Below are 26,133 nucleotides of genomic sequence, written 5' to 3' on the forward strand. Positions count from 1 at the left end.
GCAACGTCCTTCATGGACAGGCGGTTGAGGTCGATCGACACGCAATGAGCGAGCCGCGCAAACTTTACGTCCGCTCCTTCGGCTGCCAGATGAACGTCTATGACGCCCAGCGCATGACGGACACGCTGGCGAAGGAAGGTTTTGTCGAAACCGACACGGCCGAGGACGCCGATCTCGTCATCCTCAATACCTGCCACATCCGCGAGAAGGCGGCCGAGAAGGTCTATTCCGAGCTCGGCCGGCTGCGCGTCGCGCAGGAGGAGGCCGGCCGCCGCCAGATGGTCGCCGTTGCCGGCTGCGTCGCCCAGGCCGAGGGCGCCGAGATCCTGAAGCGCGCCCGCGGCGTCGACCTCGTGGTCGGCCCGCAGAGCTACCACAAGCTGCCCGAGCTGGTGGCCGATGCCGAGCGGCGCGGCAGCAACCGGCGCGCGGGCATCGTCGAAACCGAGTTCCCGGTCGAGGACAAGTTCGACTTCCTCGCCCCGCCGAGCCGGCAGGCCATCGCCAAGCGCGGCCCCACCGCCTTCGTCACGGTGCAGGAAGGCTGCGATAAGTTCTGCACCTTCTGCGTCGTGCCCTATACGCGCGGCGCCGAGGTCTCCCGGCCGGTGGCGAAGATCCTCGACGAGGTGGCGCGGCTCGCCGATGGCGGCGTGCGCGAGGTCACGCTGATCGGCCAGAACGTCAACGCCTATCATGGCGCCGACGCGGGCGGTCGCCCGGCCGGCCTTGCCGAGCTGGTGCGCCGGGTCGCCGAGGTGCCGGGTATCGCCCGGGTGCGCTACACGACCAGCCATCCGCGCGACATGGACGACGAACTGATCGCCGCCCATCGCGAGTTGCCGGCGCTGATGCCCTATCTGCACCTGCCCGTGCAGTCAGGCTCGAACCGCATCCTCGCGGCGATGAACCGCAAGCACGACCGCGAGCTGTTCTTCGAGACCGTCGAGCGGGTGCGCGCGGCGCGTCCCGACATCGCCTTCTCCTCCGATTTCATCGTCGGCTTCCCGGGCGAGACCGACGAGGATTTCGCCGACACGATGGACCTCGTGGAGCGGGTCGGCTTTGCCGGCGCCTTCTCGTTCAAATATTCCTCGCGCCCCGGCACGCCGGCGGCGATGATGGAGGTGCAGCTTCCCGAAGAGGTGAAGTCGCAGCGCATCTATGCCCTGCAGGCGCTGCTCGACCGGCAGAAGGCGGCCTTCGACGCGGCCTGCCGCGGCCGGCGCTTCGAGATCCTGCTGGAGAAGCCAGGCCGCTTCCCGGGCCAGCTCATCGGCCGCTCGCCCTATCTCCAGTCGGTGGTGGTCGAGGCGCCGCGCGAGGCGATCGGCACCCTGGCGACAGTTGAAGTGCGGGCCGTCAGTACCAAGAGTCTTTCCGGCGACATCATCGGCGGCGAGTTTTTCGCCGGCGGCGCCGGTGTCGAACCGCGTTTGGTGGGGCAGAGTGAGACGGTGGAGGCGTGAGCGTGCGTCGACCTGGTTCTTCCGAGAACGAACGTGCCTTGCATTCCCCCCGCACCGGCGGATCCGGCGGAACGACGCAGACCGCGCCGCGCCCTGCCGCGTCGTCGCGGCCGGCGGCGAACTGGGTCGACATCCCGGAGGATGGACCGAACCAGATCGTGCTCGCCTTCGACGACAATCGGCTGGCGAGCCTGCTGTTCGGCCATTACGGACAGAACCTCGCCTTGATCGAGCGACGGCTCGAGATCGTCGCCGAGCAGCGCGGTAACCACGTCACGCTGGAAGGCCCGCGCGAGGCCTGCGAGCAGGCGCGCCATGTGCTCGAGACGCTCTATGCCCGCCTGAAGAAGGGCGGCGAGCTGGTGCCCGGCGACGTCGAGGGCGTGATGCGCGAGGCCGCCTCGCAGGGCTTCCTGTTCGATTTCGACCCCGCGACCAAGCGGCAGAGCTTCGACGAGATCCAGCTCCGGCGCCGGCCGGTGCGGGCCCGCACCGCCGCACAGGACGCCTATATCCGCGCGCTCAAGCGCCACACGCTGGTGTTCGGCGTCGGCCCGGCCGGCACCGGCAAGACCTGGCTGGCGGTCGCGTATGCGGTGCACCTGCTGGAGCGTCGGGTGGTCGACCGACTGATCCTCTCGCGCCCGGCGGTGGAGGCGGGTGAGCGGCTCGGCTTCCTGCCCGGCGACATGAAGGAGAAGGTCGATCCCTATCTGCGCCCGATCTACGACGCGCTCCACGACCTGATGGACCGCGCCTTCGTCGAGCGGGCGCTGACCTCCGGCGAGATCGAGATCGCCCCGCTGGCCTTCATGCGCGGGCGCACGCTGGCCAATGCCTGCGTGATTCTGGACGAGGCGCAGAACACGACGTCGATGCAGATGAAGATGTTCCTGACCCGCCTCGGCGAGAACTCGCACATGGTCGTCACCGGCGATCCGAGCCAGGTCGACCTGCCGCCGGGCCAGACCTCGGGACTTGCCGAGGCGGTGGACCTGCTCGGCAATGTCGAAGGGGTCGAGGTCTGCCGGTTCGGCGCCGCCGACGTGGTGCGCCACGAGCTGGTCGGCCGCATCGTCGCCGCCTATGACAGCAAGCTGGCCGGCGGAAGGCCGGCGGGTGCTTCCGTCGGCGCCCCGTCGGAACCCGCGGTCCTGGCCGAACCGAAGGCACCGCCGCCATGAGCGAAGGCGAGCCGATAGAGGTCGACATCCTCGTCGAGGCCGGCCCGTGGCCGAGCGTGCCCGACGCTGACGGCCTTGTTACGCGGGCCGTGCGCGCGGCCTGCCTCGGTGCCGCCCAGGACTACGAAATCGCCCTCGACGGCGCCGAGATCGCCGTGAAGCTGACCGACGACGACGCCATTCGCACGCTCAACCGCGACTGGCGGCACAAGGATTACGCGACCAACGTGCTGTCTTTTCCCACGCCGGAGGTGGCGCGCGCCGCGGGCGCGCCCCATCTCGGTGATATCGCCATTGCATTCGAGACGCTGGAGCGCGAGGCGGCGAGCGAGGACAAGACCTTCGCCGACCACCTGAGCCATCTGGCGGTGCACGGCACGCTGCACCTGCTCGGCTTCGACCACGAGACCGCCGAGGAGGCGGAGGAGATGGAAGCGATGGAGCGCCGCGTGCTCGCGACGCTCGGTGTGCCCGACCCCTATGCCGAAACCGAACCCGTTCACCAAGCCACCTGAAGACGATGTCCGAGCCTGTTTCCAACCCGCCGCCCCCCGCACAGAGCAGCGACGGCCCAAGTACTACCATCGGCGGTTCGAGTAGGACCGCCGGGCCGGACGGCCCGGCCGATTCCCGTTCCGCCGACACCGACCCGCGACCCGGCCTTTTCGACCGGCTGCGCAACTTCATGGGCGGCTGGCGGACCTCCGGCTCGCTGCGCATGGACCTCGCCGAAGTCCTCTCCGCGACCAATGCGGATGTCGGCACCGACCTCTCGGCCACCGAACGCTCGATGCTGAAGAGCGTTCTCGGCCTGCGCGAGCTGCGCATCGGCGACGTGATGGTGCCACGCGCCGACATCGTCGCGGTGCAGAAGGACATTTCGCTCGGCGAGCTGCTCGCCGTGTTCGCCAATGCCGGCCATTCGCGCCTCGTGGTCTATGACGACACGCTCGACGACCCGGTCGGCATGGTGCACATACGCGACCTCGTCGCCTATCTGACGCAGCGCGCCATGATCACGCGGAGCGCCAAGGAGCCGCGCACGAGCGCGGAACCGAGCGCCGACGCCGCCCGGGGCGAGGCCGGCCCGGCCAAGGATGCCAAGACCAACGGGCGAGGCAACGGCAAGACCCTGCCGGGCTTCAACCTCAAGGCCATCGACCTCGGCACCTCGCTGAGCGCGGCGAAGCTGATCCGCCGCCTGCTCTTCGTCCCGCCCTCCATGCCCTCGATCGAACTGCTGGCCAGCATGCAGGCAAGCCGCATCCACCTCGCCCTCGTCATCGACGAATATGGCGGCACCGACGGCATCGTCTCCATGGAGGACCTAGTGGAGGAGATCGTCGGCGACATCGAGGACGAGCACGACGACGACGAGATGCCGATGATCGCGCTCCAGCCGGACGGGTCCTACATCGCCGACGCGCGCGCCAGCCTCGAGGAGGTGGCCGAGACGGTCGACCCGGCCTTCGCGCTGGGCGAGGAGGCCGAGGAGGTCGACACGCTGGGCGGGCTGCTGGTGACGCTCGCCGGGCGCGTGCCGGTGCGCGGCGAGATCGTGCGCGGCCCCGACGATTTCGAGATCGAGGTGCTCGATGCCGATCCGCGCCGGGTCAAGCGACTGCGCATCACCCCCGCCCGCAACGGCACGGCGCGCGAAGCGACCGGCGAGGTGGTGCCCGCCCCCGCCGGGGCGCGACGCGAACGCCGCCGCGACGAGCGGGCCGGTGGCGCCAGCCTGCCGCCGCCGGCCGAGCAGAACAACGGCTATGGCGGCCGGGCCGCGCGCGATCCCGATGCCGCTGCCTGAGCGAGCGCGGACGGCCTCATGACGCTGCCGGACCGTCTGCGTCTCGCGCCGCGCCGGTTGCGCGCGCTCGGCGCCTTCCTCGCCGGCGCGTTGTCCGCGCTCGCCATGGCGCCGGTCGATGCGTGGCCTATCATGGCGCTCACCCTGCCGGCGCTGGTGCTGCTGCTCGACCGGGCGATCGAGGATGCCGCCCCGTCCGGCCGGTGGCGGCGCATGCGCGCGGCCTTCGGCACCGGATGGCTGTTCGGCATGGGGTACTTCCTCGCCGGACTGTGGTGGATCGGCTCGGCCTTCCTGGTGCAAGCCGACACCTTCGCCTGGCTGATCCCCTTCGCCGTGCTGCTACTGCCGGCGGGGCTCGCGCTCTATGTCGGCATGGGGTGCGCTCTCGCGGCACTGTTCTGGAGCCGGACGGCGGAACGGATCCTCGTCCTCGCGATTGCGCTCACCGCCACCGAATGGCTGCGCGGCACGCTGCTGACCGGCTTTCCCTGGAACAATTTCGGCTACGCGCTGGCGAGCGACCTCGCCTTCGCGCAGTCGGGCGCCGCCATCGGCATATTCGGGCTCTGCTTCGTCGCCCTCGCCGCGCTCGCCGCGCCGGCAACGCTGTTCGACGCGCCGGGCCGCCGGCGCTTCCTGCCGGTCGTCCTCGCCGGCCTGACCCTCGCGGCTATGTGGGGCGCGGGAACCTGGCGGCTCGCGACCAGCGAAGTCGGGCACGTTCCCGGCGTCATGCTGCGCATCATGCAGCCCGACCTGCCGCAGGACCAGAAGTTCCGTTATGACGCCCGCGACCAGGTGATGGACCTCTATGTCTCGCTGAGCGAGGGCAAGGACGGGCTGAAGGGGATCACCCACCTGTTCTGGCCGGAATCGGCCTTCCCCTTCTTCCTCGAGCGCGAGCCGGGCGCGATCTCGCGCATCGCGGCGATGCTGCCGCCCGGCGCCACGCTGATCACCGGCGCGGTGCGGCTCGAACAGGTCCCCGGCCAGACTCGGCCCAAGGCCTATAACAGCATTCGCGCGATCGGCGACGAGGGGGCCTTCCTCGCCGTGGCCGACAAGGTCCATCTCGTTCCTTTTGGCGAATATCTGCCGTTCCAGGAAACGCTGGAGAGCCTCGGCATCCAGCAGTTGACCCAGTATCGCGGCGGATTCAGCGCCGCCGACAAGCGCACGCTGATGCGCATTCCCGGCCTGCCGACCGCGGTGCCGCTGATCTGCTACGAGGCGATCTTCCCCAGCGAGATCATGCCCGCGGGGCTTTCGCCCGACCAGCGGCCGGGCGTGCTGCTCAACCTGTCGAACGACGTCTGGTTCGGCATGACGCCGGGCCCCTACCAGCATTTCGAGCAGGCGCGCATGCGCGCGGTCGAGCAGGGCCTGCCTTTGATTCGCGGCACAAACGACGGAATTTCGGCGATTGTCGACCCGCTCGGGCGAATAGAGGAAATGCTACCCCTGGGTGCAAGAGGCACGCTCGACGGTAAACTTCCGACTGCACTTCCGCCGACGCTTTATTCCATGTTTGGCAATTCGATACCGTGCGTTCTGCTGGCGGCCGCGATATTGGTCGTCTTTATGCTGCGTTGCCGAACAATACACGCGTAGATTGATCGACGGTATCGTGGCCTTTGCCTAGACTGCTGCGCAGCTTAGGCATCGCTTCCCTCCGCCCAACGTGGCGGAAGGGGAGTCTTTTTTGTTCGAGTCGGGGCCGATGATGACGAAGAAATCTCCCAATCCCATCGACAAGCATGTCGGCAGCCGCGTCCGCATGCGCCGCATGATGGTGGGCATGAGCCAGGAGAAACTGGGAGAAAATCTCGGCATCACCTTTCAGCAGATCCAGAAATACGAGAAGGGAACCAACCGGATCGGCGCCAGCCGTCTGCAGAACATCTCGAACGTACTGGGTGTTCCGGTCTCGTTTTTCTTCGACGGCGCGCCCACCGTCGGCGCCGGCCCGGCGGGCTTTGCGGAAGATGCCTCCCCCGCCTTCGTCTCGGACTTCCTCGCCACGTCGGAGGGCATCGCCCTCACCCGTGCCTTCCTGAAAATCACCGACTCCAAGGTGCGCCGGCGCATCGTCGACCTGGTCGAAGCCCTCGCGGGTTCCGAAGAGACCAACTGAGACGACCGGGTCACACCGCGTTCTTTTTTCCGAACGATTTCGTCCTATATTCTTGACCTGAGCAGCCGGTGCCGCCAAAAATGCGCGCGCCGGGTGCCCCTTGGTGCGCCGGGCGACAATCGAGGAGCCGCGCGTGTCTCGCCAAGCATATCTCTTTACTAGCGAATCCGTTTCCGAAGGCCATCCGGACAAGGTCTGCGACCGCATCTCCGACGAGGTCGTCGACGCGTTCTTCAGGACCGGCCCGGAATATGGCTGGGATCCCAGCCACCTGCGTGTCGCCTGCGAAACTCTCGCCACGACCAACCGGGTCGTCATTGCCGGCGAGACCCGCGGCCCCGCCGAGCTGACGAAGGACTTCATCACCCACATCGCGCGGCTGGCGATCAAGGACATCGGCTACGAGCAGGACGGCTTCCACTGGGAGACCGCCGACATCGACGTGCACCTGCACGCGCAGTCGGTGGACATCGCCGCCGGCGTCGATTCCGCCAACAACAAGGACGAAGGCGCCGGCGACCAGGGCATCATGTTCGGCTATGCCTGCCGCGAGACGCCCGAGCTGATGCCCGCGCCGATCTACTACGCGCACAAGATCCTGAAGCGCCTCGCCGAGGCCCGCCATTCGGGCGAGAGCACGGTGCTCGGCCCGGACGCCAAGAGCCAGGTTACGGTGCGCTACGAGGACGGCAAGCCGGCGGAGGTCACGCAGATCGTGCTCTCCACCCAGCACCTCGACGCGGACCTCTCCTCCCATGACGTCCAGAACATCGTCGAGCCCTATATCCGCGAGACCCTGCCCGCGGGCTGGATCACGGAAGGCACGATCTGGCACGTCAATCCCACCGGCAAGTTCGTGATCGGCGGGCCGGACGGCGACTGCGGCCTGACCGGCCGCAAGATCATCGTCGACACCTATGGCGGTGCGGCTCCCCATGGCGGCGGCGCCTTCTCCGGCAAGGACCCGACCAAGGTCGACCGTTCCGCCGCCTATGCCGCGCGCTACCTCGCCAAGAACGTGGTGGCCGCGAACCTCGCCGAGCGCTGCACCATCCAGCTCGCCTATGCCATCGGCGTGTCCGATCCGCTCGCGGTCTATGTCGACCTGCACGGCACCGGCGAGGTCGAGGAGGCCAAGCTCGAGAAGGTGCTGCGCGAGGTGATGAACCTGCGCCCGCGCGGCATTCGCGAGCATCTCGGCCTCAACAAGCCGATCTATGCCCGCACCTCCGCCTACGGCCATTTCGGCCGCCGGCCGGAGGACGATGGCGGCTTCTCCTGGGAGCGCACCGATCTCGCCGACGCCATCAAGGCGGCGGTGGCCTGACCCGGACGCCATTGCGCCGATCCGGTCAGTCGAGGATAAGCAGGGGCGGACGGCAGCGTCCGCCCCTTTTCATTGCGCATCCGATGATCGATTCCGCCGACAACGACCACGACACGTCCACCCGCGGCACACCCGGCCGCGAATCGTCCGCGAATGCCGCGCCGCGCGAGGCCGCCTTCTTCGGACGGCGCAAGGGCAAGCCGCTGCGCGCGGGGCAGGCCGACCGCCTCGCCCGCGACCTGCCGCACCTCGCCATCGACCTCACCGCGCTACCGGTTCCCGCGAGCCCCGGCACACCGTCACCAGGCACCCCGCTCGCCGCACTGTTCGGTCAGCCGGTGCGGGCGGTGCGGCTCGAGATCGGCTTCGGCGGCGGCGAGCACCTGCTGTCCGAGGCCCGGAACCACCCCGACATCGGCTATATCGGCGCGGAAGCCTTCCTCAACGGCCTGGCCAAGCTCACCTCGGCGCTCGCCGAGGCGGCGCTCGGCAACGTCCGTCTGCATGGCGACGACGTGGTGCCGCTGCTCGACCGCCTGCCGACCGGCTCGCTCGAACGCGTCGACCTGCTCTATCCCGACCCCTGGCCGAAGCGCCGCCACTGGAAGCGCCGCTTCGTGCAGCCCGACAACATCGACCGCATCGCCCGCCTCCTGGCGCCGGGCGGGCGGTTCCGCTTCGCCACTGACGTCGAGGACTATGCCGGCTGGACGCTGCGGCACCTGCTCGCGGACGAGCGGTTCGCCTGGACCGCGCGGCGCGCCGACGACTGGCGCCGGCCCTGGGCGGGGTGGCCCGGCACGCGCTACGAGGCCAAGGCGATGCGGGCCGGCAGGGTACCGGGCTATTACGAGTTCCAGCGCATCTGACTACCGCATATGATGGGGAACCGCAGCGACGAACGCGGCGTTGTCGAGGGCTCGCTCAACGCGCGGCCAGGCGGCCGCGGCCGAGGAAACGCACAGGAGACCGACCCATGGCCGACCCGAATCCCCAGGAAGATTTCGCCAAGCTGTCCGCCGATCTCGCCGTGCTGCGCGCCGATGTCGCGCGCCTCGCCGATACGCTGACCACCTTCGTCAAGGCGGAAGGCGAAGCCGCCGCCGAAGCCGTGTCCGGGCGGCTGCGCGAAGGCAAGGCGCGTGCGGAAGCGACGGCCGCGGGCCTCATGGATGAAGGCGCGGCCGCACTCGACGAGGCGCGGCTGCGTGCCAAGGCGGCCGGGGGCGAGCTCGGCGCCGCCATCGAGCGCAACCCTCTCGGAGCGGTGAGCGCCGCGCTCGGCATAGGCTTCGTTCTCGGCCTTCTCACCCGGGGACGCTGATGCTCCGCTTCCTGCTGAGCCTCGCCCGGATCGAAATTCGCCGTACGGCCCAGCGGGCCGCGACGACGGCGTTTCTGATGCTGTTCGCCGCTCTTTTCCTGGCCGGCGCGATTCTCGCCTTCCTCATCGCCGCCTTCGTGCTGCTGGCCGATCGGTTCGGTCCGGCAGGGGCGGCGCTGATACTGGCGGGCATCTGCCTGTTCCTCGCGCTCGTGCTGCTGCTGGTCGTCTATATCCGCACCCGGCGCCGCGCGCGTCCGGCCGGGCATGCGCTCCACGGGGCGCTCGGCGGCGCGATCGGTGGCATGATGCCGCCCCAGGCGGCGCCAGGCGTCGCGCCGACGGGGCTTGGTCCGCCTCCGCCGGGACAGGCGGTGCCACCGGTCGCGCCCGCCAATCCGTCGAGTTCGACCGTTATAGCGATTGCCGCGGGTGCGGCGCTTCTCGGCCTTATTCTTGGCCGACGCATATGAAACCGTGCCGACTCGGCCCGCTGTGGTTTGAGTCGGTCAGCCGTCCCTCTTTGTTGCGAGGGCCGGCAAAAAGGCCCAATCTGCCGGCGGGGTCCGAAACCGCGAGCCACGGGGCCGTGGTCCGTCTGGGTGCCGCTGGAGGTTTCCAACTTGACGTTCCGACGTTTGTCGCTGCGGCCGGGTGCGGCCATTCTCGCCATGCTCACCGCGCTCGGCACCGCGCCTGCGGCCTTTGCCGACGCGCCGCCGCCCGATGAGATCGCGCGCACCTCGCCGGCCGGCAACTATCTCGCCGCCCGCCTCGCCACCGCCGAGCACGACACGCCTGCCGCCGCCGCCTATTACCGAGCGCTGGTGCAGGTGTTCCCGAACAATGGCGAGGTCGTCGAGCGCGCCTTCCTGGCCCTGCTCGCCGAAGGCTCGATGGACGAGGCCACCGAGATGGCCCGCCGCCTCGTGCGCATGGACCCCGAACACGGGCTCGCGCGTCTCGTCCTCGGCGTGAAGGCGATCAAGGACAAGAAATACATCACCGCGCGCAGCAATCTGCGCCGCTCCGGGCAGGGCGCGATCGCCGAGCTCAACTCGACGCTGCTCACCGCCTGGACCCAGTTCGGCTCCGGCAACCCGCGCACCGGCGTCGCCGCAATCGACGCGCTGAAGGGCCCGGAATGGTATTCCGGCTTCCAGGATTTCCACGCCGGCCTCATCCTCGAGGCGGCCGGACGCAAGCGCGATGCCGGCAAGCGGCTCGAGGACGCGCTGAAGATCGACCCGCACACGCTGCGCGTGGTCGACGCCTATGGCCGCTGGGCCTCGCGCTCGGGCAAGAAGCAGCTCGCCATCGACACGTATGAGGACTTCGACAAGCTCTCGCCGAACGACCCGCTGGTGACGCGCGAGATCGACCAGCTCGAGGCCGGCAAGACCCTTCCGGCGCTGGTGACGACGCCGCAGGCGGGCGCGGCCGAGGTGCTCTACGGGCTCGGCGCCGCGCTCGGCCGGCAGGGCGGCGAGGACCTCGCCCTGATCTACCTTCAGCTCGGCCATTGGCTCGATCCCTCGCATCCGCTGATCGAGATCACCCTCGCCGACCTGTTCGAATCGATGAAGCGCAACGACGACGCCATCGCGCTCTATCGCAGCGTGCCGGCCGACTCGCCGTTCTACACCAGCGCCCAGATCCAGCTCGGCCTCAACCTCGATGCCGAAGGCGACCACAAGGACGCCCGCAAGACGCTGGAGGCCGTGGCCACGAAGAACCCGAAGGACCAGCGCGCGCTGATGGCGCTGGGCGACGTGCTGCGGGCGAACGAGGACTTCGCCGAGGCGGCCAAGATCTACACCAAGGCGATCGACCAGCTCCAGGCGCCGACCGGCAACAACTGGATGCTCTATTACTTCCGCGGCACCGCCTATGAGCGCACCAAGGAGTGGGACAAGTCCGAAGCGGACCTGAAGAAGGCGCTCGAGCTCAAGCCCGACCAGCCCCATGTGCTGAACTATCTCGGCTATAGCTGGGTCGACCAGGGCGTCCACCTCGACGAGGGGCTGGACATGATCCGCAAGGCGGTCTCGCTGCGCCCCGACGACGGCTTCTTCATCGACAGCCTCGGCTGGGCCTATTACCGGCTCGGGCGCTATGACGACGCGGTGCGCGAGCTGGAGCGGGCGGTCGAGCTGAAGCCGAGCGAGGCGGTGATCAACGACCATCTCGGCGACGCCTACTGGAAGGTCGGGCGGAAGCTGGAGGCGCGGTTCAAGTGGAACCATGCCCGCGACCTGAAGCCCGATCCCGACGAGCTCAAGCAGATCGACCTCAAGATCGCGCTCGGCCTCGACGCGGCGGAAAAGGCCAAGGACGGCCCCGGCAACGAGATCCACAAGACCAGCATCGACACCTCGACGACGCCGGCGAAGAAGGCCGCGGCCGAGCCGCCCGCGCCTTCCACCGAGAAGCAGGGCGGCGGCGGCTGAGCCGCCCCGCCCCGTCTCACCCCGTCTCGCCCGGTCGTAGGCTTCAGGCCGCGACCGGGCGCCCGACGAACAGGAGCGGGCGCGAGCGCAGCGCGAAGGCGCCGTCGCCGACCAGCCACAGCACGAACGACGTCGCGATCAGGAAGGCGGGATATTCCCAGCCGCCATTGGCGCTGGAGAACACCCAGCCATTGGGGATATGCACGCTCATCGCGCCGGCCATGAGCGGGACGAGCAGAAGCGCGACGTGGCGCGCATAGACGCCGGCGATGATGAGGATGCCGCCGGTCAGCTCGGCGAGGACGATCGGCCAGGCGAGCGCAGAGGGGAAGCCGACGCTTCCCAGATAGCCGGCAAAGCCGGGAATTGTGAAGACGAAGAGCTTCAGCAGCGCGTGGGACACCCACATCGCGCCGAGCGACAGGCGCAGCAGGAAGACGCCATAGGGCGCGGTATTCACGTCGATCATGTCAGCCTCCAACGGGTTCAGGGCGGTGATGCCCTCTGACCCCGAGTAGGCCGCATTCACTCATGCACGACCATAGCCGCAATTACCGTTACGGTATTGCGCCAGCGCAATTCAGCCCTTCGTCGATATGAGTTTCGTCCCGCGCATGCGCAGCCGCTGGCGCACGTGGCCACGCGCCTCTCGCCGCGGCCGGATGTCAGTGCTGGTCGGAAACCTGGTCGGCGCGGGCGGTGCGCGTCGCGTTGGTGCCGCGCTCGGCGAGGCGGGCCCGCCCGCTGCCACCGCGCTTGAACTCGCACCACAGCCGGCTCGCGCCGGCGAGATTGCCGCGGAAGCTTGTGGCGCCGGTCTTTTCCAGCTCGAAGCAGGGCTGGAAGGCCAGCCCGCCGAGCTTGGCGCAGACCGCCTCCCCCTTCACCAGAATGGTGCCGGCGGGCAGCGTCACATAGCGCGCCGTGCCATGGCCGCGTACCTGGATGGTGCCGGCAACGGACCCGTCCTTCAGGACCCGCCCGGAGCCCACCGTGCCCTCATAGCAGGTGTAGGAGAAGGTCCGGCCCATCACGAAACGCTGGGCGTCCTGCGCCGACAGCGGGTCGGCGAGCGCGGACGCGCCCGGCGCGGCGGCGGCGCCGGACACACATGCAGCAGCCAGAAGAGCGGTCGCAAGGCGCATCGCAAAGGTCCATCGGTCGGATAGGGGGCTACGATGCCCCGTCAGGGCCGGCTCTTGTCAAGGCCGGACGGGCCCCGGAAGGCCGTCGGACGGCCATCCTGCCGCCAGCCTGTGGCCCCGGCGCAACGCTTTCGGCACCACGGCACCTAAGGTGAAGGAGGAGAGTTAACGCCGCGCAAACGCGCTCGCGCTTCAAGCCGGCTTCAGCCCGCGCTCCACCGGCCGCTCGACGATCGGCAGGTTGATGACCGCCGAGGCGAAACTCAGCGCGACCGAGAGCCACCAGACGAGGTCGTAGGAGCCGAGCGCCTCGTACAGCACGCCGCCGAGCCAGACGCCGAGGAAGCCGCCCACCTGGTGGCTGAAGAAGGCGAAGCCGTAAAGCATGGCGAGGTAGCGCGTGCCGAACATCAGCATGACCAGCCCCGAGGTCGGCGGCACGGTCGACAGCCAGAGCAGGCCCATCACCACGCCGAAGCCGATGGAGGTCACGGGCGAGGCCGGGAGCAGCACGAAGGCCATGATGGCCAGCCCACGCGCGAAATAGATGCCGGCCAGAAGATAGCGCCGCGGCATGCGCGACGAGAGCCAGCCCGACGCCAGCGAGCCGACCATGTTGGCGAGCCCGATGACCGCCAGCGTCCAGCCGCCGACGCTGATCGAGAGCCCGCGGTCGATGAGATAGGCCGGCAGATGCGTGGTGACGAAGGCGAGCTGGAAGCCGCAGGTGAAGAAGCCGAGTATCAGCAGCACATAGGAGCGGTGGCCGAACGCCTCGCCGAGCGCCGCCGCGATCGACTGCTGCGGCACGTTCGCGGTCTTCGAGGCCGCGGGCGAGTTCGCAAGCGCCAGCGAGAACGGGATCACCAGCAGCATGACGAAGCCGAACACGATCAGCGTCTCGTGCCAGCCGACGCTGGCGTTTAGCCCGGCCGCGAGCGGGGGGAACAGGAACTGGCCGAACGAGCCGGCCGCCGTCCCGGCGCCGAAGGCGAGCGGGCGCCAGCGCTCGGGCAGCATCTTGCCGAAGGCGGCGAGCACGATGTTGAAGGAGGAGCCCGAAAGGCCGAAGCCGACCAGCGCGCCGGCCGACAGGTGCAGCAGCAGCGGGGTCGAGGAATAGGCCATGAGGATCAGCCCAACCGCATAGAACAGCGCACCGACCCACAGCACCCGCATCACCCCGAACCGGTCGGCGATGGCGCCGGCGAAGGGCGTGCCGAGGCCCCAGACGAGGTTCTGGATGGCGATGGCGAGCCCGAACGTGTCGCGCCCCCAGCCATAGGTGCTCGTCATGGGCAGCAGGAAGAGACCCGAGGAGGCGCGCGGGCCGAAGGTCACCATCGCGATCAGGCATCCGCACAGCACGACCAGGAGCGGGGCGCGCGCGGCGAGGGAAGGACGGGCTGCGGCGCTCATGTCGGACTCCGGATCCACTCGGCGGCGCATGTCTTGCCGGTCGCGCCGCCTGCGATTGGCGGCCATGTGACGGAACGAGAGCACCTGCCGCAAGCTAGCAATAGGGCGGCAATCCGCGGCTCGAAAAGCGAATATTATTGCGGATCACAATCATGAATATTGATGGATGGCGTTCGCCGGGAGGCCAATCTGGGGCGTTCGGGCCACAGCTTCGCACTCTCTTGCACGCATAACGCCACCGTGAACCGGACGGGAGACCGAATTAACCCGGAGCGCTTATAGGAAAGGGCATGCCTTTCCACCCGCGAGTTTTCCTCCCCATGATCGATCGCCGCCTGTTTCTACTCGCCGCGCCCGTCGCGCTCGCCGGCTGTACCACCACCGGCACCAGCAATCCGCGCCTCAGCGCGCTGCCGCCCACGCTCGACCCGCAATATGTGAAGATGTATGCGGCGATCAACGACGAGCCGTTCCCCGTGCCGGCGGTCGACATCTCGCAGATTGACCCGCGCTTCCTGCGCCAGGAAGTGGCCTACAGCACCCGCGAGCAGCCGGGCACGATCGTGGTCGATCCCAATGAGCGCTTCGCCTATCTGGTCCTGGCCAACGGACGGGCGCTGCGCTACGGCGTGGGCGTCGGCAAGCAGGAAGGTTTCAACTTCCGCGGCGCCGGCACCATCGCCCGCAAGGCCAAATGGCCGCACTGGACGCCGACGCCCGACATGATCCGCCGCGAGCCGGACCGCTATGGCCCCTATGCCAGCGGCATGCCGGGCGGCGAAGGCAACCCGCTCGGGCCGCGCGCGCTCTACATCTACAAGGACGGGCGCGACACGCTGTACCGCCTGCACGGCACGGTGGAGCCGTGGACTATCGGCACCATGGTGTCGTCGGGCTGCATCCGCTTCATCAACCAGGACATCATCGACCTCTACGGCCGTGTGCCGGTGGATACCAAGGTCGTGGTGCTGCCGGCGACCGGCGCGGCGGTGAGCTGACCCCGCTTCGTCAGTCGAGCGCCAGCTCGAAGGGCACGTTCTCCATCGCCTCCTCGCCCCGGCCGATGGCGGCGATGGCCTCGACCATGCGCCCCTTTCGCCCCAGCGCCTCGTCGGCGAGCGCGACCAGCAGCGCGTTCGGCGTGGCGATCGGCGAGGCGAGCCGCAGCGCGCGGGCAATGCCCGCCTCGTCGCGCCCGGGATTGAGCGCGCAGGCGGCGATATAGGCCGAGGCGGTCGAGCGGCTGATGCCGGCAAAGCAGTGCACCACCAGTGGCGCCCGGCGCGGCCAGCGGCGGGTGAAGCCGAGGATCGCCTCGACATGCTCGGCGGCGGGATGGATCAGCCCGTCCTGCGGCGCGGTGATGTCGTTGAAGCCGACGAACAGATGGTTGCCGGGCGCGACGCAGGCCGGCAGCGCGACCGGCGTGCCGGTATTGATCACGCTCAGCACATGGCCGGCGCCGGTGCGCGTCACCGTCTCCTCGAGGCGCGAGAGCGGACAGACGTGAATCATCAAGACCTCCAGGTCATCGGCCGGAGCGGGCCGGAGCGGGCCGGGGCGCGGATGCGCCGCCTTCCTCGGCGAGCTCGGCGAAGCGGGCGAGGAACCGCGCCGCAGCCTCGTCCGCGCTCCAGGGCGCCAGATAGCTTCGCTCCTCGGCCGCGTCGAGCGGAAAGGGCCGGCCGAAGAAGCTCTTCGCCTCGGCGAGATCGAAGCCGGCGAGGCGCGTCGCCTCAAGGAAGGCACTGGCCCGATCGGCCGACTTGACCAGTTTCACCAGGGCCACCGGCCAGTGCGCGGGAAGGCCGAAGCGCAGGCTCACCGCCGCGAGCAGGCGCTCCTCGACCTCGCGGTAATTGCCGCCGAGCACGGCCTTGAACGGGCTGATCATGTCACCGACCACATATTCTGGCGCGTCGTGCAGCAGCATGGCGAGCTTCCAGCGGCGATCGAGCTCCGCCCCGCGCGCGCCGGCCTGACGGCGGGCGATCACCTCTACCAACACCGAATGCTGGGCGACAGAGAAGATGTGCGGCCCGTGGGTCTGCCCGTTCCAGCGCGCGACGCGGGCGAGGCCGTGGGCGATGTCCTCGATCTCGATGTCGAGCGGGGACGGGTCGATCAGGTCCAGCCGGCGTCCCGACAACATGCGCTGCCAGACGCGGGCGGGCTTTTTTCGCGGCGTCTTGGCGGTGCCGGCGGCGTTGGCAGGAGCGGTCATCGACGACGCCTCAAGCGTGCCCGCCGGGCGCCAGGCCGCCCGCAACCGGCGCGTCATGCGTTACCTTACCGGAAGCTCCCTTGCCGGCCCCGCCCTTGCCGTGGCGATGGCAGGAGACGACGTGGTCGTCCACCATGCCGACCGCCTGCATGAAGGCGTAGACGATGGTCGGCCCGACGAAGTTGAAGCCACGCTGCTTCAGCTCCTTCGACATGGCGGCCGCGACCGGCGAGGTGACGATCGGCGGATCGCCCGGCGCGCGGCGATTGTCGAGCACCGGACCGTTGATCTCCCACAGCATCTTCGAGAAGCCCGGACCCTTCTCCATGATGTCGAGCCACGCCTGCGCCGAGCGCACGGTCGAGACGATCTTGGAGCGGTTGCGCACGATGCCTGGGTCGGCCATCAGCGCCTCGATCCTTTCGGGCGTGTACCGGGCGATAATCTCCGGCTGGAAGCCGTCGAAGGCGCTCCGGAACCCTTCCCGCTTGCGCAGGATGGTGATCCAGGCGAGGCCGGCCTGGAATCCGTCGAGGATCAGCTTCTCGAACAGCGCGCGGTCGTCATATTCGGCCACGCCCCATTCCGTGTCGTGATAGGCGACATAAAGCGGGTCGGACCCGCACCAGGAGCAGCGGGTGACGCCGTCCGCATGGAGAAGCTCGCTCACGCCGCGCTCTCCGTTCCGGGAACGGCGAAATGCGCCCATTGCGGCCGCTCGGCCACCAGCGCGGCGCCGTCCGCCTCCACCACCTGGCCGCCGGCGCGCGCATCCTCGAGCCGATCGAGGCGCACCAGGCCGAGCGCGCGCCCGTCGACGCCCGAGCCGAGGCGGCCGATGGTCTTGCCGCCCGCGAGGATCGGCGTGCCCTCCGCCGGCGCCGGGCCGCACAGGGCGAAGGGGATGATGCGGGTGCGCGCGGTGCCGCGATGCTGCATGCGGCTGACGATCTCCTGGCCGACATAGCAGCCCTTGTCGAAGTCGATGCCGCCGAGCTGGTCCATGTCCGCCTCATGCGGGAAGGCGTCGCCATAAAGGAAGTCGGTGCCGCCCTCCGGCACGCCGAGCGCGATGCGGTGCGCCTGCCACTCGGCCTCCGGCACCATCTCTATGTTCGCCGCCTCGGCCGCCGGCAGCAGGAAGCGCCGCCCCAGCGCGGCAAGGCGCGGGTCGTCATAGGCGAAGGCGTCGACCAGCGGCTCCGATCCGCCCCAGGCCACGGCGACCACGAGATCGTCGAGGGCGCCGATCTCGACCTTGGCCCGCAGCCGGTAGAGCTGGAGCCGCTTCAGGAGGTCAGCCAGTGCGAGGCGCGGCACGTCGAGGCGGAAGCCGCCTTCGGTCGCGACGACGATCATGTCGGCGACGATCTTGCCCTGCGGCGTCAGCAGCGCACCATAGCGCGCCGCGCCCGGTTCGACCGGGGTGCGGGCGGTGATCAGATTGTCGAGGAAATGGGCGGCATCGGCTCCCGCGACGCGGGCGAGCGCGCGTTCCCTCAGGACCGCGATGGGCATCGGACGGATTCCATGGGCGCTGTGGTCGAACGGATGTGCGTGCCCGCAAGCGGGCACCGGCGATGCCTAGAGGTAAGCCCTGCGACAGGCCCGGGCAAGGCCAAACTGAAACAAAGAGGGAACACGACGACGACCTCAAACGGATTCCATGCGGATCGGCAAAATATATCGTGCAAGATATTGTTTGGTCGCCCTGTCGCACCATTTTTGCGGGCGACCCTCACATTGAAGGTCCCAACAGCAGGAGACAGCCCATGTCCACCGTCCTCTTCACCGGTACCGCCACCTGCGTCGGCGGGCGCAACGGCCACTCCCAGACCAGCGACGGCTCGGTCTCGGTCGATCTCGGCATGCCGAAGAACGGCGCGCTCGAAGCCGGCAAGACCACGCCCGAGCACCTGTTCGCGACCGGCTATGCCGCCTGCTTCGGTTCCGCCGTGGAGCTCGTCGGCCACCAGAAGAAGCTCGACGTCACCGGCGCCGCCGTGACCGTGGCGGTCTCGCTGGTGAAGGGCGACGACGGCTTCAGCCTCGCCGCCAAGCTGTCGCTGAAGGCGCCGGCGCTGACGCCCGAGCAGACCAAGGAAGTGCTCGAGGCGGCCCACCAGGTCTGCCCCTATTCCAAGGCCACGCGCGGCAACATCCCGGTCGAGCTGGCGAGCTGAGCGGCTGTTCCGGCCTCTCCCCGGCGGGAGAGGCCGGCCCCTCACGTCGGCCCTCTCAGTGCGCCTCTTCCCAGTTCAGCGCCGCGCGGGCGTCGACCTTCAGCGGCACCTTGAGCGCGACGGCGGGCATGGGCGCATGTTCCATCACCCGCGTCACCACCGGGATTGTCGCCTCGATCTCCTCGTCCGGCACCTGGAAGATCAGCTCGTCATGCACCTGCAGCAGCATGCGCGCTGACAGGCCGGCCTTGGCGAGCGCCGCCTCCATGCGCGTCATGGCGCGGCGGATGATGTCCGCCGCAGAGCCCTGCAGTCGCGCATTGATGGCGGCACGCTCGTTGAAGGCGCGGATGGAGGGGTTCTTGGCGGCGATGTCGGGATAGTGGCAGCGCCGGCCGAACAGCGTCTCCACATAGCCGTGCTCGCGGGCGAAGGCGCGCGTCTCGTCCATATAGGCACGGATGCCGGGGAAGCGCTCGAAATAGCGCTTGATGTAGGCGCCCGCCTCCTCGCGCGGGATCGAGAGCTGGTTGGCGAGGCCGAAGGCCGAAATGCCGTAGATGATGCCGAAATTGATCGCCTTGGCTCGCCGGCGCACCTCGCCCGGCATGCCCTCGACCGGCACGCCGAACATCTCCGACGCCGTCATGGCGTGGATGTCGAGCCCGTCCTGGAACGCCTGGCGCAGCGAGGGCGTATCGGCGATCTCGGCCAGCAGCCGCAGCTCGATCTGCGAATAGTCGGCCGAGATCAGCTTGTGGCCGCGCTCGGCGATGAAGGCGCGGCGGATCTTGCGGCCCTCCTCCGTGCGCACCGGGATGTTCTGCAGGTTCGGCTCCGAGGAGGAGAGCCGGCCGGTCGTCGTCGCCGCCAGCGCGAAGGAGGTGTGCACGCGCCCGGTCTCGGGATTCACATAGGTCGGCAGCGCGTCGGCATAGGTCGATTTCAGCTTCTGAAGCTGGCGCCAATCGAGGATGCGGCGCGGCAGCTCGTGGCCCGCCTCGGCCAGCTCCTCCAGCACGTCGGCGCCGGTGGACCAGGCCCCCGTCGGGGTCTTGCGGCCGCCGGGGATCTGCATCTTGCCGAACAAGATGTCGCCGAGCTGCTTGGGCGAGCCGGGGTTGAAGGTCTCCCCCGCCATGCCGGAAATCTCGGCCTCCAGCCGCCCCATGCCCTGCGCGAACTCGCCGGACAGGCGTGAGAGCATCTGCCGGTCGATCATGATGCCGCGCGCCTCCATGCGGGCGAGCACGGTGACGAGCGGGCGCTCCAGCGTCTCGTAGACGCCGGTCTTGCCCTCGGCGACGAGGCGGGGTTTCAGCACGCGCCAGAGCCGGAACGTGACGTCGGCATCCTCGGCGGCGTAGTCGGTCGCCCGGTCGATCGCCGCACGGTCGAAGCAGATCTGCCCCTTCCCCTTGCCGCATACCTCTTCGTACTTGATCGGCGTGTGGCCGAGCCAGCGCATGGAGAGCGGGTCCATGCCGTGCGGCGAGGCGCCGGCGTCGAGCACGTAGGAGATCAGCATCGTGTCGTCATAGGGGGCGAGCTCGATGCCGAGGCGCTTGAAGATCAGCCAGTCATATTTGAGGTTCTGGCCGATCTTCAGGACGCCCGGATCCTCCATCAGCGGCTTCAGCGCCGATATCGCCTGCTCGAGCGGAATCTGGTCCGGCAGCAGCCCCTCGCTGAACAGGCCCTCGTCGCCGCCCTTATGGGCGAGCGGGACGTAGCAGGCCTCGTTCGGCGCGGTGGCGAGCGAGAAGCCGACGATCTCGGCCTGCATCGGGTCGAGACCGGTGGTCTCGGTGTCGACCGCAACCGTGCCGACCTCGTAGCCGCGCGCCACCCATTGACGCAGCCGCTCCAGCGTCGTCACCGTCTCATAGGCCGAGCGGTCGACCGGGGTCACGGTCGCCTCGGCGATGCGCGCGGTTGAGAGGGCCGCCGGCGTGAGCGCACGCTCGGCGGTCGGCGTCGCCTCGACGTCGCCCGGCACGGCGGAGGTGCCGGTCTCCGGGTCGAGCCCGGCCATGAGCTGGCCGCTCTCGCTGCCGCCGGTCTTGAGTTCCGGGTCCGGGTCGACGGCGCCGGCGTCGATCTCATAGGCCTCGGCGACGCGGCGCGTGAGGGTGCTGAACTCCATCGCCTTCAGGAAGGCGATGAGCCGCCTGCCCTCGGGCTCCACCACGGCGATGTCATCGAGCGGTACGTCGAGCGCGACGTCGCGCTTCAGCGTCACGAGTTCGCGCGACAGGCGGGCCTGGTCGGCGAACTCGATCAGGTTCTCGCGCCGCTTGGTCTGCTTGATCTCGCCCGCGCGCGCGAGGAGCGTGTCGAGGTCGCCATATTCGGCGAGGAGCTGGGCCGCGGTCTTGACGCCGATGCCGGGCACGCCGGGCACGTTGTCCACCGAATCGCCGGCGAGCGACTGCACGTCGACCACCTTTTCCGGCGCGACGCCGAACTTCTCGAACACCTCCTCGGCGCCGATCGCCCGGTCCTTCATCGGGTCGTACATGCGCACCCGCTCGTCGACGAGCTGCATCAGGTCCTTGTCGGAGGAGATGATGGTGACGAGCGCGCCCTTGGCCTTGGCCTGCTCGGCATAGGTCGCCATCAGGTCGTCGGCCTCGAAGCCGTCCTGCTCGACGCAGGCAAGGTCGAAGGCCCGCGTCGCCTCGCGGATCAGCGGGAACTGCGGGACGAGGTCCTCCGGCAGGTCGGGGCGCTGCGCCTTGTAGAGCGGGTAGATCTCTTTCCGGAAAGTCTGCTCGGACTTGTCGAACACCACCGCGAGGTGGGTCGGCGCCGGCGAGAAGCCCTGCGCGCGCACCAGCTTCCACAGCATGTTGCAGAAGCCCGCCACCGCCCCGACGGGCAGCTTGTCCGAGGTGCGGGTGAGCGGGGGTAGGGCGTGGTAGGCGCGGAAGATATAGGCGGAGCCGTCGATCAGGACGACATGATCGCCGGCTTCCAGAGGATCGTGCTCGGGCATGGGGGGCTCCGGTTCGGCCGCGCACGATGCCCGAAGCGCCTGCGCGCGGCAACCGTCGCGAGGGCGCGGAACCGATGCGCAGGCCGGGGGAGATGACGCGCGGCGCGCGGAAGGCTAGAGAGCGCCATGCCCCGCTACAAGCTCACCATCGAATATGACGGCACGCCCTTCGTCGGCTGGCAGATCCAGGCCGAGGGGCTGAGCGTGCAGGGACTGCTCGCCCGGGCGGCCGAGCGCTTCGCCAGCGAGCCGGTCGCGGTGCACGGCGCCGGGCGCACCGATGCGGGCGTGCACGCCACCGGGCAGGTGGCGCATGTCGAACTCTCGCGCGACTGGCGGCCCGATACGGTGCGCGACGCCATGAACGCGCATCTGCGCCCGCACCCGATCGCGGTGCTGGCGGCGGAGGCGGTCGCCGACGATTTCCACGCCCGCTTCTCGGCCACCGGCCGGCGCTACGTCTACCGCATCATCACCCGCCGGCCGGACCTCGCGCTCGAGCGCGACCGGGCCTGGCGGGTGCTGCGCCCGCTCGATGCGGAGGCGATGGCGCTCGGCGCGGCGCGGCTGATCGGCCGGCACGACTTCACCACCTTCCGCGCCGTCGGCTGCCAGGCCGCTTCGCCGCTGAAGACGCTCGACCGGCTGGAGGTGGAGCGGGTGGCGATCGAGGGGCCGGGCATGGAAGTGCGCGTGCATGCGCAGGCACGCTCCTTCCTGCATCACCAGGTCCGCTCCATGGTCGGCACGCTGGTGAAGGTCGGCGAGGGCGCGTGGACGCCGGACGACGTCACCGCCGCACTGGAGGCGAAGGACCGCGCCCGCTGCGGGCCGATGGCCCCCGCGGCGGGGCTCTATCTCGCCGAGGTGACCTACTAGCCGAGCCGCTCCAGCAGGGTGGGCGTGCGCTTCGGCACGGCGGCGCCGAGCGATTCGAGGAAGCGCACCGGCGTCCCGCCCGACGGGGTGACGAGCTCGCCCTCCCACATCACCCGGCGGCCGCGGATGAAGGTGCCGACCGGCCAGCCGGTGACGTCGACACCGTCATAGGGCGTCCAGCCGGGCCGGGAGGCGATCCAGCCATTGCGGATGGTCTCGCGCCGCTTCATGTCGACGATGGTGAAGTCGGCGTCGTAGCCGACCGCGATCCGGCCCTTGGTGGCGATGTTGAAGATCCGCGCCGGGCCGGCGCTCGACAGGTCGACGAAACGCTCCAGCGTCAGGCGCCCCGCATTCACATGGTCGAGCATGATCGGCACCAGCGTCTGCACCCCGGTCATGCCGGAGGGGCTGTCGGGATAGGGCTTGGCCTTCTCCTCCAGCGTGTGGGGCGCGTGGTCGGAGCCAAGCACGTCGACCACGCCCTCGGCCAGCGCCTGCCACAGCAGCGGCTTGTGGCGCGCCTCGCGCACCGGCGGGTTCATCTGGACCAGCGAGCCGAGCCGGCGGTACCAGTCCGCATCCATGGTCAGATGGTGCGGCGTCACCTCGACGGTGGCGACGTCCTTGTGCTCGCGCAGGAACGCCATCTCCTCGGCGGAGGTGACGTGCAGCACGTGGACGCGCTTGCCCTCCTCGCGCGCGAGGTTGACGAGGCGGGTGGTGGCGGTCAGCGCCGCGATCTCGTCGCGCCAGACCGGGTGCGAGGAGGCGTCGCCCGGCACGCGCAGGTGCCGGCGCTCGGCGAGGCGCGGCTCGTCCTCGCAGTGGAAGGCGGCGCGGCGGCGGATCACCTTCAGGATCGCGCGCACGCCGGGATCGTCGGCCACCAGCAGCGAGCCGGTGGAGGAGCCGATGAACACCTTCACTCCCGGCACGCCGGGCAGCATCTCCAGCTCCGGCAGGTCCTTCACATTGTCATGGGTGCCGCCGACGAAGAAGGCGAAGTCGCAATGCATGCGCCCGGTGGCGCGGGCGAGCTTGTCCTCCAGCGCTTCGGCGGAGGTGGTGAGCGGGCTGGTGTTGGGCATCTCGAACACCGCCGTCACGCCGCCCATCACCGCCGCGCGGGACCCGGTCTCCAGGTCTTCCTTGTGCTCCATTCCCGGCTCGCGGAAATGCACCTGGGTGTCGATGACGCCGGGCAGGATCGTGAGGCCGGTGCAGTCGAGGGTCTCGCCGGCCTGGGCGGCATCGAAGCTGCCGATGCCGGCGATGCGGCCATTGACCACGCCGACGTCGCGGGCGCCGACGCCGTCCTGATTGGCCACGGTGCCGCCCTTGAGCAGGAGATCGAAGGTCTGGGTCATGGAATCCTCGGGCTGGTTTCGTGGCGGCGATCGCCGAGCCGGTCCGCCCGCTTCTAGCAGACCTCGCCCGGCCTATTCGACCACGAATTCGACATGGGCCGCCGTACCGGATCCCCCTTCCAGCCGCAGCGTACCGCCGAGCTGGGCCGCCAGCCCCTGGATGATGCGGAAGCCGAGGCTCGAACGCGAGGAGGGATCGAAGTCCACCGGTATGCCGCGCCCGTCATCGGTGATGGCGAGGTCGTAACGGCCGGCGCCGAGCGGGGTGATGGCGACGTCGATCAGCCCCGGCTGGCCGGGCGCGAAGGCGTGCTTGAGCGAATTGGTCACGATCTCCGCCACCAGCATGGACAGGGTGGTGAGCTGGGTGATGCGCAGGCGAAGGTCCGGTGCCTCCACGGTGCAGGTGACCTCGCGCGCACCGGCGGCCTCGATGAGGTCGCGGCACAGCTCGCGAAGATACTGGCCGGTCGGCATGTCGAGCTGCTCGGGCGCGTAGAGCCGGCGATGGATGCGCGCGATGGTCTCGAGCCGGATGCCGGCGTCGTCCAGCACGGTGAGCGCGACATTGGGGTCCGCCGCCGCCTGCCGCCGGTGCAGGGTGAGCAGCGCCGCCACGAACTGCATGTTGTTCGCGACCCGGTGCTGCAGCTCCTGGAACATGATGCGCAGGCTGCCATTCAGCCGGGCACTGGTCTCGCGCTCGGCGCGCAGCGTGTCGGCGGCGGTGAAGGTGAAGTGGATCAGCACGATGTCGAGGGCGGCGATGCCGACGAAGAAGGCGAGGGCCATCAGCGCCTGGCCGTTGTCGAGCCGCATGCCGACCGAGGGGCCGATGAAGAAGTGCCAAGCGGCGAGGGTGGAGAGCGCGGCGCAGGTGATGCCGGGCCGCAGGCCACAGAAGAAGGTGGTGAGGATGACCGCCGGGAAGAAGGTGAGGAAGGGAAAGCCCGGCGGCAGGATTCCCTCCAGCGCGAACCGCAGCAGGAGGGCGGCGCCGAACATCGCCACGCCCGCCGCGTCGCCGCGCCAGGGATGCTCGCGCAGCGGCCGCGCGAGCCGGACCAGCCGCCAGAAGAACGTATCGGAAGCGGCGTCGCCGGCCGGCTCAGCCATGGGCGTATGCCGGCGCGGCATCGAGGCCGCGCCCGGCCCTGCCGGCAACCCGCGCGACGACGGCGCCGAAACCGGCGCCCGCGGCAGCCCGCCCCGCCCGCATCGCCACCGCGCCCTCGATGATGACCGTCTCCGGCACCCTGCCTCACTCCCGAAAATCGATCCCCCTTCTAGGCGTCCGGCACGGTGAGTTCTGCGTACAAGTGAACATTTTGCTCCCCTCCGCGTTGGAGACGCGCGGACGGTGGAGGAGTGGAAGCGATGCGTCGGAGCGAGGAAGCGAGCGGCGAGGAGCACGACAAGAGCGGCGAGCCGTCGTCGGGCGGCAACAATCTGCTCGGGGCGTTGCGCCCGGCGGATTTCAACCTTCTCAAGACCCATCTCAGGCGCATCGACCGGCGCCCCGGCGCGGTGCTCTACGAGCCCGGCGACGAGGTGCGGCACGTCTATTTCCCCTGCGGGCCGACGCTGATCTCCTTCATGGTGGTGCTCGACGAGGGCCGGCCGGTGGAGATCACCCCGGTCGGGCGCGAGGGCGCGGTGGGCGGCATCGTCAGCCAGGGGCGGCTGCCGGCCTATGCCCGCGCCGTGGTGCAGATCGGCGGGCCGATCCTGCGCCTCGACACGGTGGAACTGGAGCGCGCCAAGAGCGCCTCGTCCAGCCTGCGCAACCTGTTCGCGCGCTATGCCGACTGCCTGCTGGCGCAGGTGTTCCAGTCGGTCGCCTGCAACGCCGCGCACAGCATCGAGCAGCGCACCGCCAAATGGCTGGTCGCCGCGCTCGACCGCACCGGCGGCGACGATGTGCGCCTCACCCAGGAGCAGCTCGCGTCCATGCTGGCGGTGGGGCGCTCCTATATCGGCCGGGTGATCCAGCAATTGCGCGACAGCGGGGCGGTGGAGCCGCGCCGCGCGCGGCTCGTCATCCGCGACCTGCCGAAGCTGCGCGCCATGAGCTGCGGCTGCGACGAGACCGTGCGCCGGCATTTCAACGATGTGCTGAGCGGGGTCTATCCCGCCGGCAACGAGGTGCCCGGCCACGGCATGGTGGTCACCAACGGACCCCTGTTCCGCCCCTGAGCGGCGACCGCCGGACCG

At 69.4% G+C, this 26,133-nt stretch carries 26 protein-coding genes; 15 read left to right on the plus strand and 11 right to left on the minus strand.

Features of this window, described 5'->3' with window-relative positions:
- Nucleotides 1–44: 44 nt before the first annotated feature.
- From miaB to NVS83_RS08155, 11 genes are all read left to right on the plus strand, one after another.
- The gene (gene miaB / locus NVS83_RS08105; RefSeq protein ID WP_258738861.1) at nucleotides 45–1,469 is read left to right on the plus strand and encodes a tRNA (N6-isopentenyl adenosine(37)-C2)-methylthiotransferase MiaB; all 1,425 of its coding nucleotides are present in this window, start codon (nucleotides 45–47) and stop codon (nucleotides 1,467–1,469) included.
- Nucleotides 1,470–1,600: 131 nt separating this feature from the next.
- Complete coding sequence (locus NVS83_RS08110; protein WP_258739123.1) at nucleotides 1,601–2,653, plus strand: PhoH family protein; 1,053 nt, start codon at nucleotides 1,601–1,603, stop codon at nucleotides 2,651–2,653.
- Nucleotides 2,650–3,168, plus strand: a complete 519-nt coding sequence (ybeY, locus tag NVS83_RS08115) for an rRNA maturation RNase YbeY (protein ID WP_258738862.1) — start codon at nucleotides 2,650–2,652, stop codon at nucleotides 3,166–3,168. The genes NVS83_RS08110 and ybeY overlap by 4 nt, the downstream gene beginning before the upstream one ends.
- 5 nt (nucleotides 3,169–3,173) lie before the next feature.
- The gene (locus NVS83_RS08120) at nucleotides 3,174–4,463 is read left to right on the plus strand and encodes a hemolysin family protein (protein WP_258738863.1); all 1,290 of its coding nucleotides are present in this window, start codon (nucleotides 3,174–3,176) and stop codon (nucleotides 4,461–4,463) included.
- A gap of 18 nt (nucleotides 4,464–4,481) precedes the next feature.
- Nucleotides 4,482–6,077 carry an apolipoprotein N-acyltransferase gene (gene lnt / locus NVS83_RS08125; RefSeq protein WP_258738865.1) on the plus strand — a complete coding sequence of 532 codons (1,596 nt, stop codon included), beginning with the start codon at nucleotides 4,482–4,484 and terminating at the stop codon, nucleotides 6,075–6,077.
- Between the two features lie 112 nt (nucleotides 6,078–6,189).
- On the plus strand, nucleotides 6,190–6,600 hold the full coding sequence (locus NVS83_RS08130) for a helix-turn-helix domain-containing protein (protein ID WP_258732362.1): 411 nt from the start codon (nucleotides 6,190–6,192) through the stop codon (nucleotides 6,598–6,600).
- Nucleotides 6,601–6,733: 133 nt separating this feature from the next.
- Entirely contained in the window at nucleotides 6,734–7,927 is a 1,194-nt protein-coding gene (gene metK, locus NVS83_RS08135; protein WP_258732015.1) for a methionine adenosyltransferase, read from the plus strand.
- Between the two features lie 83 nt (nucleotides 7,928–8,010).
- A complete protein-coding gene (trmB, locus tag NVS83_RS08140; RefSeq protein WP_258738866.1) occupies nucleotides 8,011–8,796 on the plus strand; it encodes a tRNA (guanine(46)-N(7))-methyltransferase TrmB in 786 nt (261 codons plus the stop codon).
- A 107-nt stretch (nucleotides 8,797–8,903) separates the two neighbouring features.
- Nucleotides 8,904–9,251 carry a hypothetical protein gene (locus tag NVS83_RS08145; protein WP_258738867.1) on the plus strand — a complete coding sequence of 116 codons (348 nt, stop codon included), beginning with the start codon at nucleotides 8,904–8,906 and terminating at the stop codon, nucleotides 9,249–9,251.
- Nucleotides 9,251–9,724 carry a phage holin family protein gene (locus tag NVS83_RS08150; RefSeq protein WP_258738868.1) on the plus strand — a complete coding sequence of 158 codons (474 nt, stop codon included), beginning with the start codon at nucleotides 9,251–9,253 and terminating at the stop codon, nucleotides 9,722–9,724. Before NVS83_RS08145 ends, NVS83_RS08150 begins: the two co-directional genes overlap by 1 nt.
- A gap of 198 nt (nucleotides 9,725–9,922) precedes the next feature.
- A complete protein-coding gene (locus NVS83_RS08155; protein WP_374115034.1) occupies nucleotides 9,923–11,701 on the plus strand; it encodes a tetratricopeptide repeat protein in 1,779 nt (592 codons plus the stop codon).
- 43 nt (nucleotides 11,702–11,744) lie between these two features.
- On the opposite strand, the gene NVS83_RS08160 is transcribed toward NVS83_RS08155, so the two are convergent.
- From NVS83_RS08160 to NVS83_RS08170, 3 genes are all read right to left on the minus strand, one after another.
- The gene (locus tag NVS83_RS08160) at nucleotides 11,745–12,170 is read right to left on the minus strand and encodes a DoxX family protein (RefSeq protein ID WP_258738870.1); all 426 of its coding nucleotides are present in this window, start codon (nucleotides 12,168–12,170) and stop codon (nucleotides 11,745–11,747) included.
- A gap of 196 nt (nucleotides 12,171–12,366) precedes the next feature.
- Entirely contained in the window at nucleotides 12,367–12,810 is a 444-nt protein-coding gene (locus NVS83_RS08165) for a hypothetical protein (RefSeq protein ID WP_258738871.1), read from the minus strand.
- 228 nt (nucleotides 12,811–13,038) lie between these two features.
- The gene (locus tag NVS83_RS08170; protein ID WP_258738872.1) at nucleotides 13,039–14,265 is read right to left on the minus strand and encodes an MFS transporter; all 1,227 of its coding nucleotides are present in this window, start codon (nucleotides 14,263–14,265) and stop codon (nucleotides 13,039–13,041) included.
- A 320-nt stretch (nucleotides 14,266–14,585) separates the two neighbouring features.
- Here NVS83_RS08170 and NVS83_RS08175 point away from each other — a divergent pair, with 320 nt between their 5' ends.
- Nucleotides 14,586–15,263 (plus strand): L,D-transpeptidase, encoded by a 678-nt coding sequence (locus tag NVS83_RS08175; protein ID WP_258732023.1) that lies wholly within the window; start codon nucleotides 14,586–14,588, stop codon nucleotides 15,261–15,263.
- A 10-nt stretch (nucleotides 15,264–15,273) separates the two neighbouring features.
- Here the strand turns inward: NVS83_RS08175 and NVS83_RS08180 are convergent, their stop codons facing one another.
- The 4 genes from NVS83_RS08180 to ygfZ are packed head-to-tail and all read right to left on the minus strand — an operon-like array spanning nucleotide 15,274 to nucleotide 18,007.
- On the minus strand, nucleotides 15,274–15,780 hold the full coding sequence (locus NVS83_RS08180) for a tyrosine phosphatase family protein (protein ID WP_258738873.1): 507 nt from the start codon (nucleotides 15,778–15,780) through the stop codon (nucleotides 15,274–15,276).
- A 13-nt stretch (nucleotides 15,781–15,793) separates the two neighbouring features.
- Nucleotides 15,794–16,489 carry a YfbR-like 5'-deoxynucleotidase gene (locus NVS83_RS08185; protein WP_258738874.1) on the minus strand — a complete coding sequence of 232 codons (696 nt, stop codon included), beginning with the start codon at nucleotides 16,487–16,489 and terminating at the stop codon, nucleotides 15,794–15,796.
- A 10-nt stretch (nucleotides 16,490–16,499) separates the two neighbouring features.
- A complete protein-coding gene (locus NVS83_RS08190; protein WP_258738875.1) occupies nucleotides 16,500–17,159 on the minus strand; it encodes a DNA-3-methyladenine glycosylase I in 660 nt (219 codons plus the stop codon).
- Nucleotides 17,156–18,007, minus strand: coding sequence for a CAF17-like 4Fe-4S cluster assembly/insertion protein YgfZ (ygfZ, locus tag NVS83_RS08195; protein ID WP_258732027.1), 852 nt, complete (start codon nucleotides 18,005–18,007; stop codon nucleotides 17,156–17,158). Before ygfZ ends, NVS83_RS08190 begins: the two co-directional genes overlap by 4 nt.
- A 254-nt stretch (nucleotides 18,008–18,261) precedes the next feature.
- Here ygfZ and NVS83_RS08200 point away from each other — a divergent pair, with 254 nt between their 5' ends.
- Nucleotides 18,262–18,672, plus strand: a complete 411-nt coding sequence (locus NVS83_RS08200) for an Ohr family peroxiredoxin (RefSeq protein ID WP_258732028.1) — start codon at nucleotides 18,262–18,264, stop codon at nucleotides 18,670–18,672.
- Nucleotides 18,673–18,727: 55 nt separating this feature from the next.
- Here the strand turns inward: NVS83_RS08200 and polA are convergent, their stop codons facing one another.
- The gene (polA, locus tag NVS83_RS08205) at nucleotides 18,728–21,670 is read right to left on the minus strand and encodes a DNA polymerase I (RefSeq protein ID WP_258738876.1); all 2,943 of its coding nucleotides are present in this window, start codon (nucleotides 21,668–21,670) and stop codon (nucleotides 18,728–18,730) included.
- Between the two features lie 126 nt (nucleotides 21,671–21,796).
- Here polA and truA point away from each other — a divergent pair, with 126 nt between their 5' ends.
- Nucleotides 21,797–22,549 carry a tRNA pseudouridine(38-40) synthase TruA gene (gene truA, locus NVS83_RS08210; protein ID WP_258738877.1) on the plus strand — a complete coding sequence of 251 codons (753 nt, stop codon included), beginning with the start codon at nucleotides 21,797–21,799 and terminating at the stop codon, nucleotides 22,547–22,549.
- On the opposite strand, the gene NVS83_RS08215 is transcribed toward truA, so the two are convergent.
- The 3 genes from NVS83_RS08215 to NVS83_RS08225 form a co-directional block, all read right to left on the minus strand.
- Entirely contained in the window at nucleotides 22,546–23,919 is a 1,374-nt protein-coding gene (locus NVS83_RS08215) for a dihydroorotase (RefSeq protein ID WP_258738878.1), read from the minus strand. The two genes, truA and NVS83_RS08215, sit on opposite strands and share 4 nt — an antisense overlap.
- A gap of 72 nt (nucleotides 23,920–23,991) precedes the next feature.
- The gene (locus NVS83_RS08220; RefSeq protein ID WP_258738879.1) at nucleotides 23,992–25,035 is read right to left on the minus strand and encodes a sensor histidine kinase; all 1,044 of its coding nucleotides are present in this window, start codon (nucleotides 25,033–25,035) and stop codon (nucleotides 23,992–23,994) included.
- Nucleotides 25,028–25,174, minus strand: a complete 147-nt coding sequence (locus tag NVS83_RS08225; protein ID WP_258738880.1) for a hypothetical protein — start codon at nucleotides 25,172–25,174, stop codon at nucleotides 25,028–25,030. The genes NVS83_RS08220 and NVS83_RS08225 overlap by 8 nt, the downstream gene beginning before the upstream one ends.
- A gap of 122 nt (nucleotides 25,175–25,296) precedes the next feature.
- Here NVS83_RS08225 and NVS83_RS08230 point away from each other — a divergent pair, with 122 nt between their 5' ends.
- Nucleotides 25,297–26,115 (plus strand): Crp/Fnr family transcriptional regulator, encoded by an 819-nt coding sequence (locus NVS83_RS08230; RefSeq protein WP_258732033.1) that lies wholly within the window; start codon nucleotides 25,297–25,299, stop codon nucleotides 26,113–26,115.
- The last annotated feature ends 18 nt before the right edge of the window (nucleotides 26,116–26,133 follow it).

This window comes from Ancylobacter mangrovi, assembly GCF_024752335.1.
Classification (GTDB): Bacteria; Pseudomonadota; Alphaproteobacteria; order Rhizobiales; family Xanthobacteraceae; genus Ancylobacter; species Ancylobacter mangrovi.

Excerpts from the sequence above, each read along its gene's own strand:
- miaB (WP_258738861.1), top strand. The coding sequence starts at position 45 with ATGAGCGAGCCGCGCAAACTTTACGTCCGCTCCTTCGGCTGCCAGATG.
- truA (WP_258738877.1), top strand. The coding sequence starts at position 21,797 with ATGCCCCGCTACAAGCTCACCATCGAATATGACGGCACGCCCTTCGTC.
- NVS83_RS08215 (WP_258738878.1), bottom strand. The coding sequence starts at position 23,919 with ATGACCCAGACCTTCGATCTCCTGCTCAAGGGCGGCACCGTGGCCAAT.
- NVS83_RS08230 (WP_258732033.1), top strand. The coding sequence starts at position 25,297 with ATGCGTCGGAGCGAGGAAGCGAGCGGCGAGGAGCACGACAAGAGCGGC.
- NVS83_RS08170 (WP_258738872.1), bottom strand. The coding sequence starts at position 14,265 with ATGAGCGCCGCAGCCCGTCCTTCCCTCGCCGCGCGCGCCCCGCTCCTG.
- NVS83_RS08175 (WP_258732023.1), top strand. The coding sequence starts at position 14,586 with ATGATCGATCGCCGCCTGTTTCTACTCGCCGCGCCCGTCGCGCTCGCC.
- NVS83_RS08200 (WP_258732028.1), top strand. The coding sequence starts at position 18,262 with ATGTCCACCGTCCTCTTCACCGGTACCGCCACCTGCGTCGGCGGGCGC.
- NVS83_RS08150 (WP_258738868.1), top strand. The coding sequence starts at position 9,251 with ATGCTCCGCTTCCTGCTGAGCCTCGCCCGGATCGAAATTCGCCGTACG.
- NVS83_RS08160 (WP_258738870.1), bottom strand. The coding sequence starts at position 12,170 with ATGATCGACGTGAATACCGCGCCCTATGGCGTCTTCCTGCTGCGCCTG.
- ybeY (WP_258738862.1), top strand. The coding sequence starts at position 2,650 with ATGAGCGAAGGCGAGCCGATAGAGGTCGACATCCTCGTCGAGGCCGGC.
- NVS83_RS08145 (WP_258738867.1), top strand. The coding sequence starts at position 8,904 with ATGGCCGACCCGAATCCCCAGGAAGATTTCGCCAAGCTGTCCGCCGAT.
- NVS83_RS08130 (WP_258732362.1), top strand. The coding sequence starts at position 6,190 with ATGACGAAGAAATCTCCCAATCCCATCGACAAGCATGTCGGCAGCCGC.
- NVS83_RS08120 (WP_258738863.1), top strand. The coding sequence starts at position 3,174 with ATGTCCGAGCCTGTTTCCAACCCGCCGCCCCCCGCACAGAGCAGCGAC.
- NVS83_RS08155 (WP_374115034.1), top strand. The coding sequence starts at position 9,923 with ATGCTCACCGCGCTCGGCACCGCGCCTGCGGCCTTTGCCGACGCGCCG.
- lnt (WP_258738865.1), top strand. The coding sequence starts at position 4,482 with ATGACGCTGCCGGACCGTCTGCGTCTCGCGCCGCGCCGGTTGCGCGCG.
- trmB (WP_258738866.1), top strand. The coding sequence starts at position 8,011 with ATGATCGATTCCGCCGACAACGACCACGACACGTCCACCCGCGGCACA.
- polA (WP_258738876.1), bottom strand. The coding sequence starts at position 21,670 with ATGCCCGAGCACGATCCTCTGGAAGCCGGCGATCATGTCGTCCTGATC.
- NVS83_RS08185 (WP_258738874.1), bottom strand. The coding sequence starts at position 16,489 with ATGACCGCTCCTGCCAACGCCGCCGGCACCGCCAAGACGCCGCGAAAA.
- NVS83_RS08180 (WP_258738873.1), bottom strand. The coding sequence starts at position 15,780 with ATGATTCACGTCTGTCCGCTCTCGCGCCTCGAGGAGACGGTGACGCGC.
- NVS83_RS08220 (WP_258738879.1), bottom strand. The coding sequence starts at position 25,035 with ATGGCTGAGCCGGCCGGCGACGCCGCTTCCGATACGTTCTTCTGGCGG.
- ygfZ (WP_258732027.1), bottom strand. The coding sequence starts at position 18,007 with ATGCCCATCGCGGTCCTGAGGGAACGCGCGCTCGCCCGCGTCGCGGGA.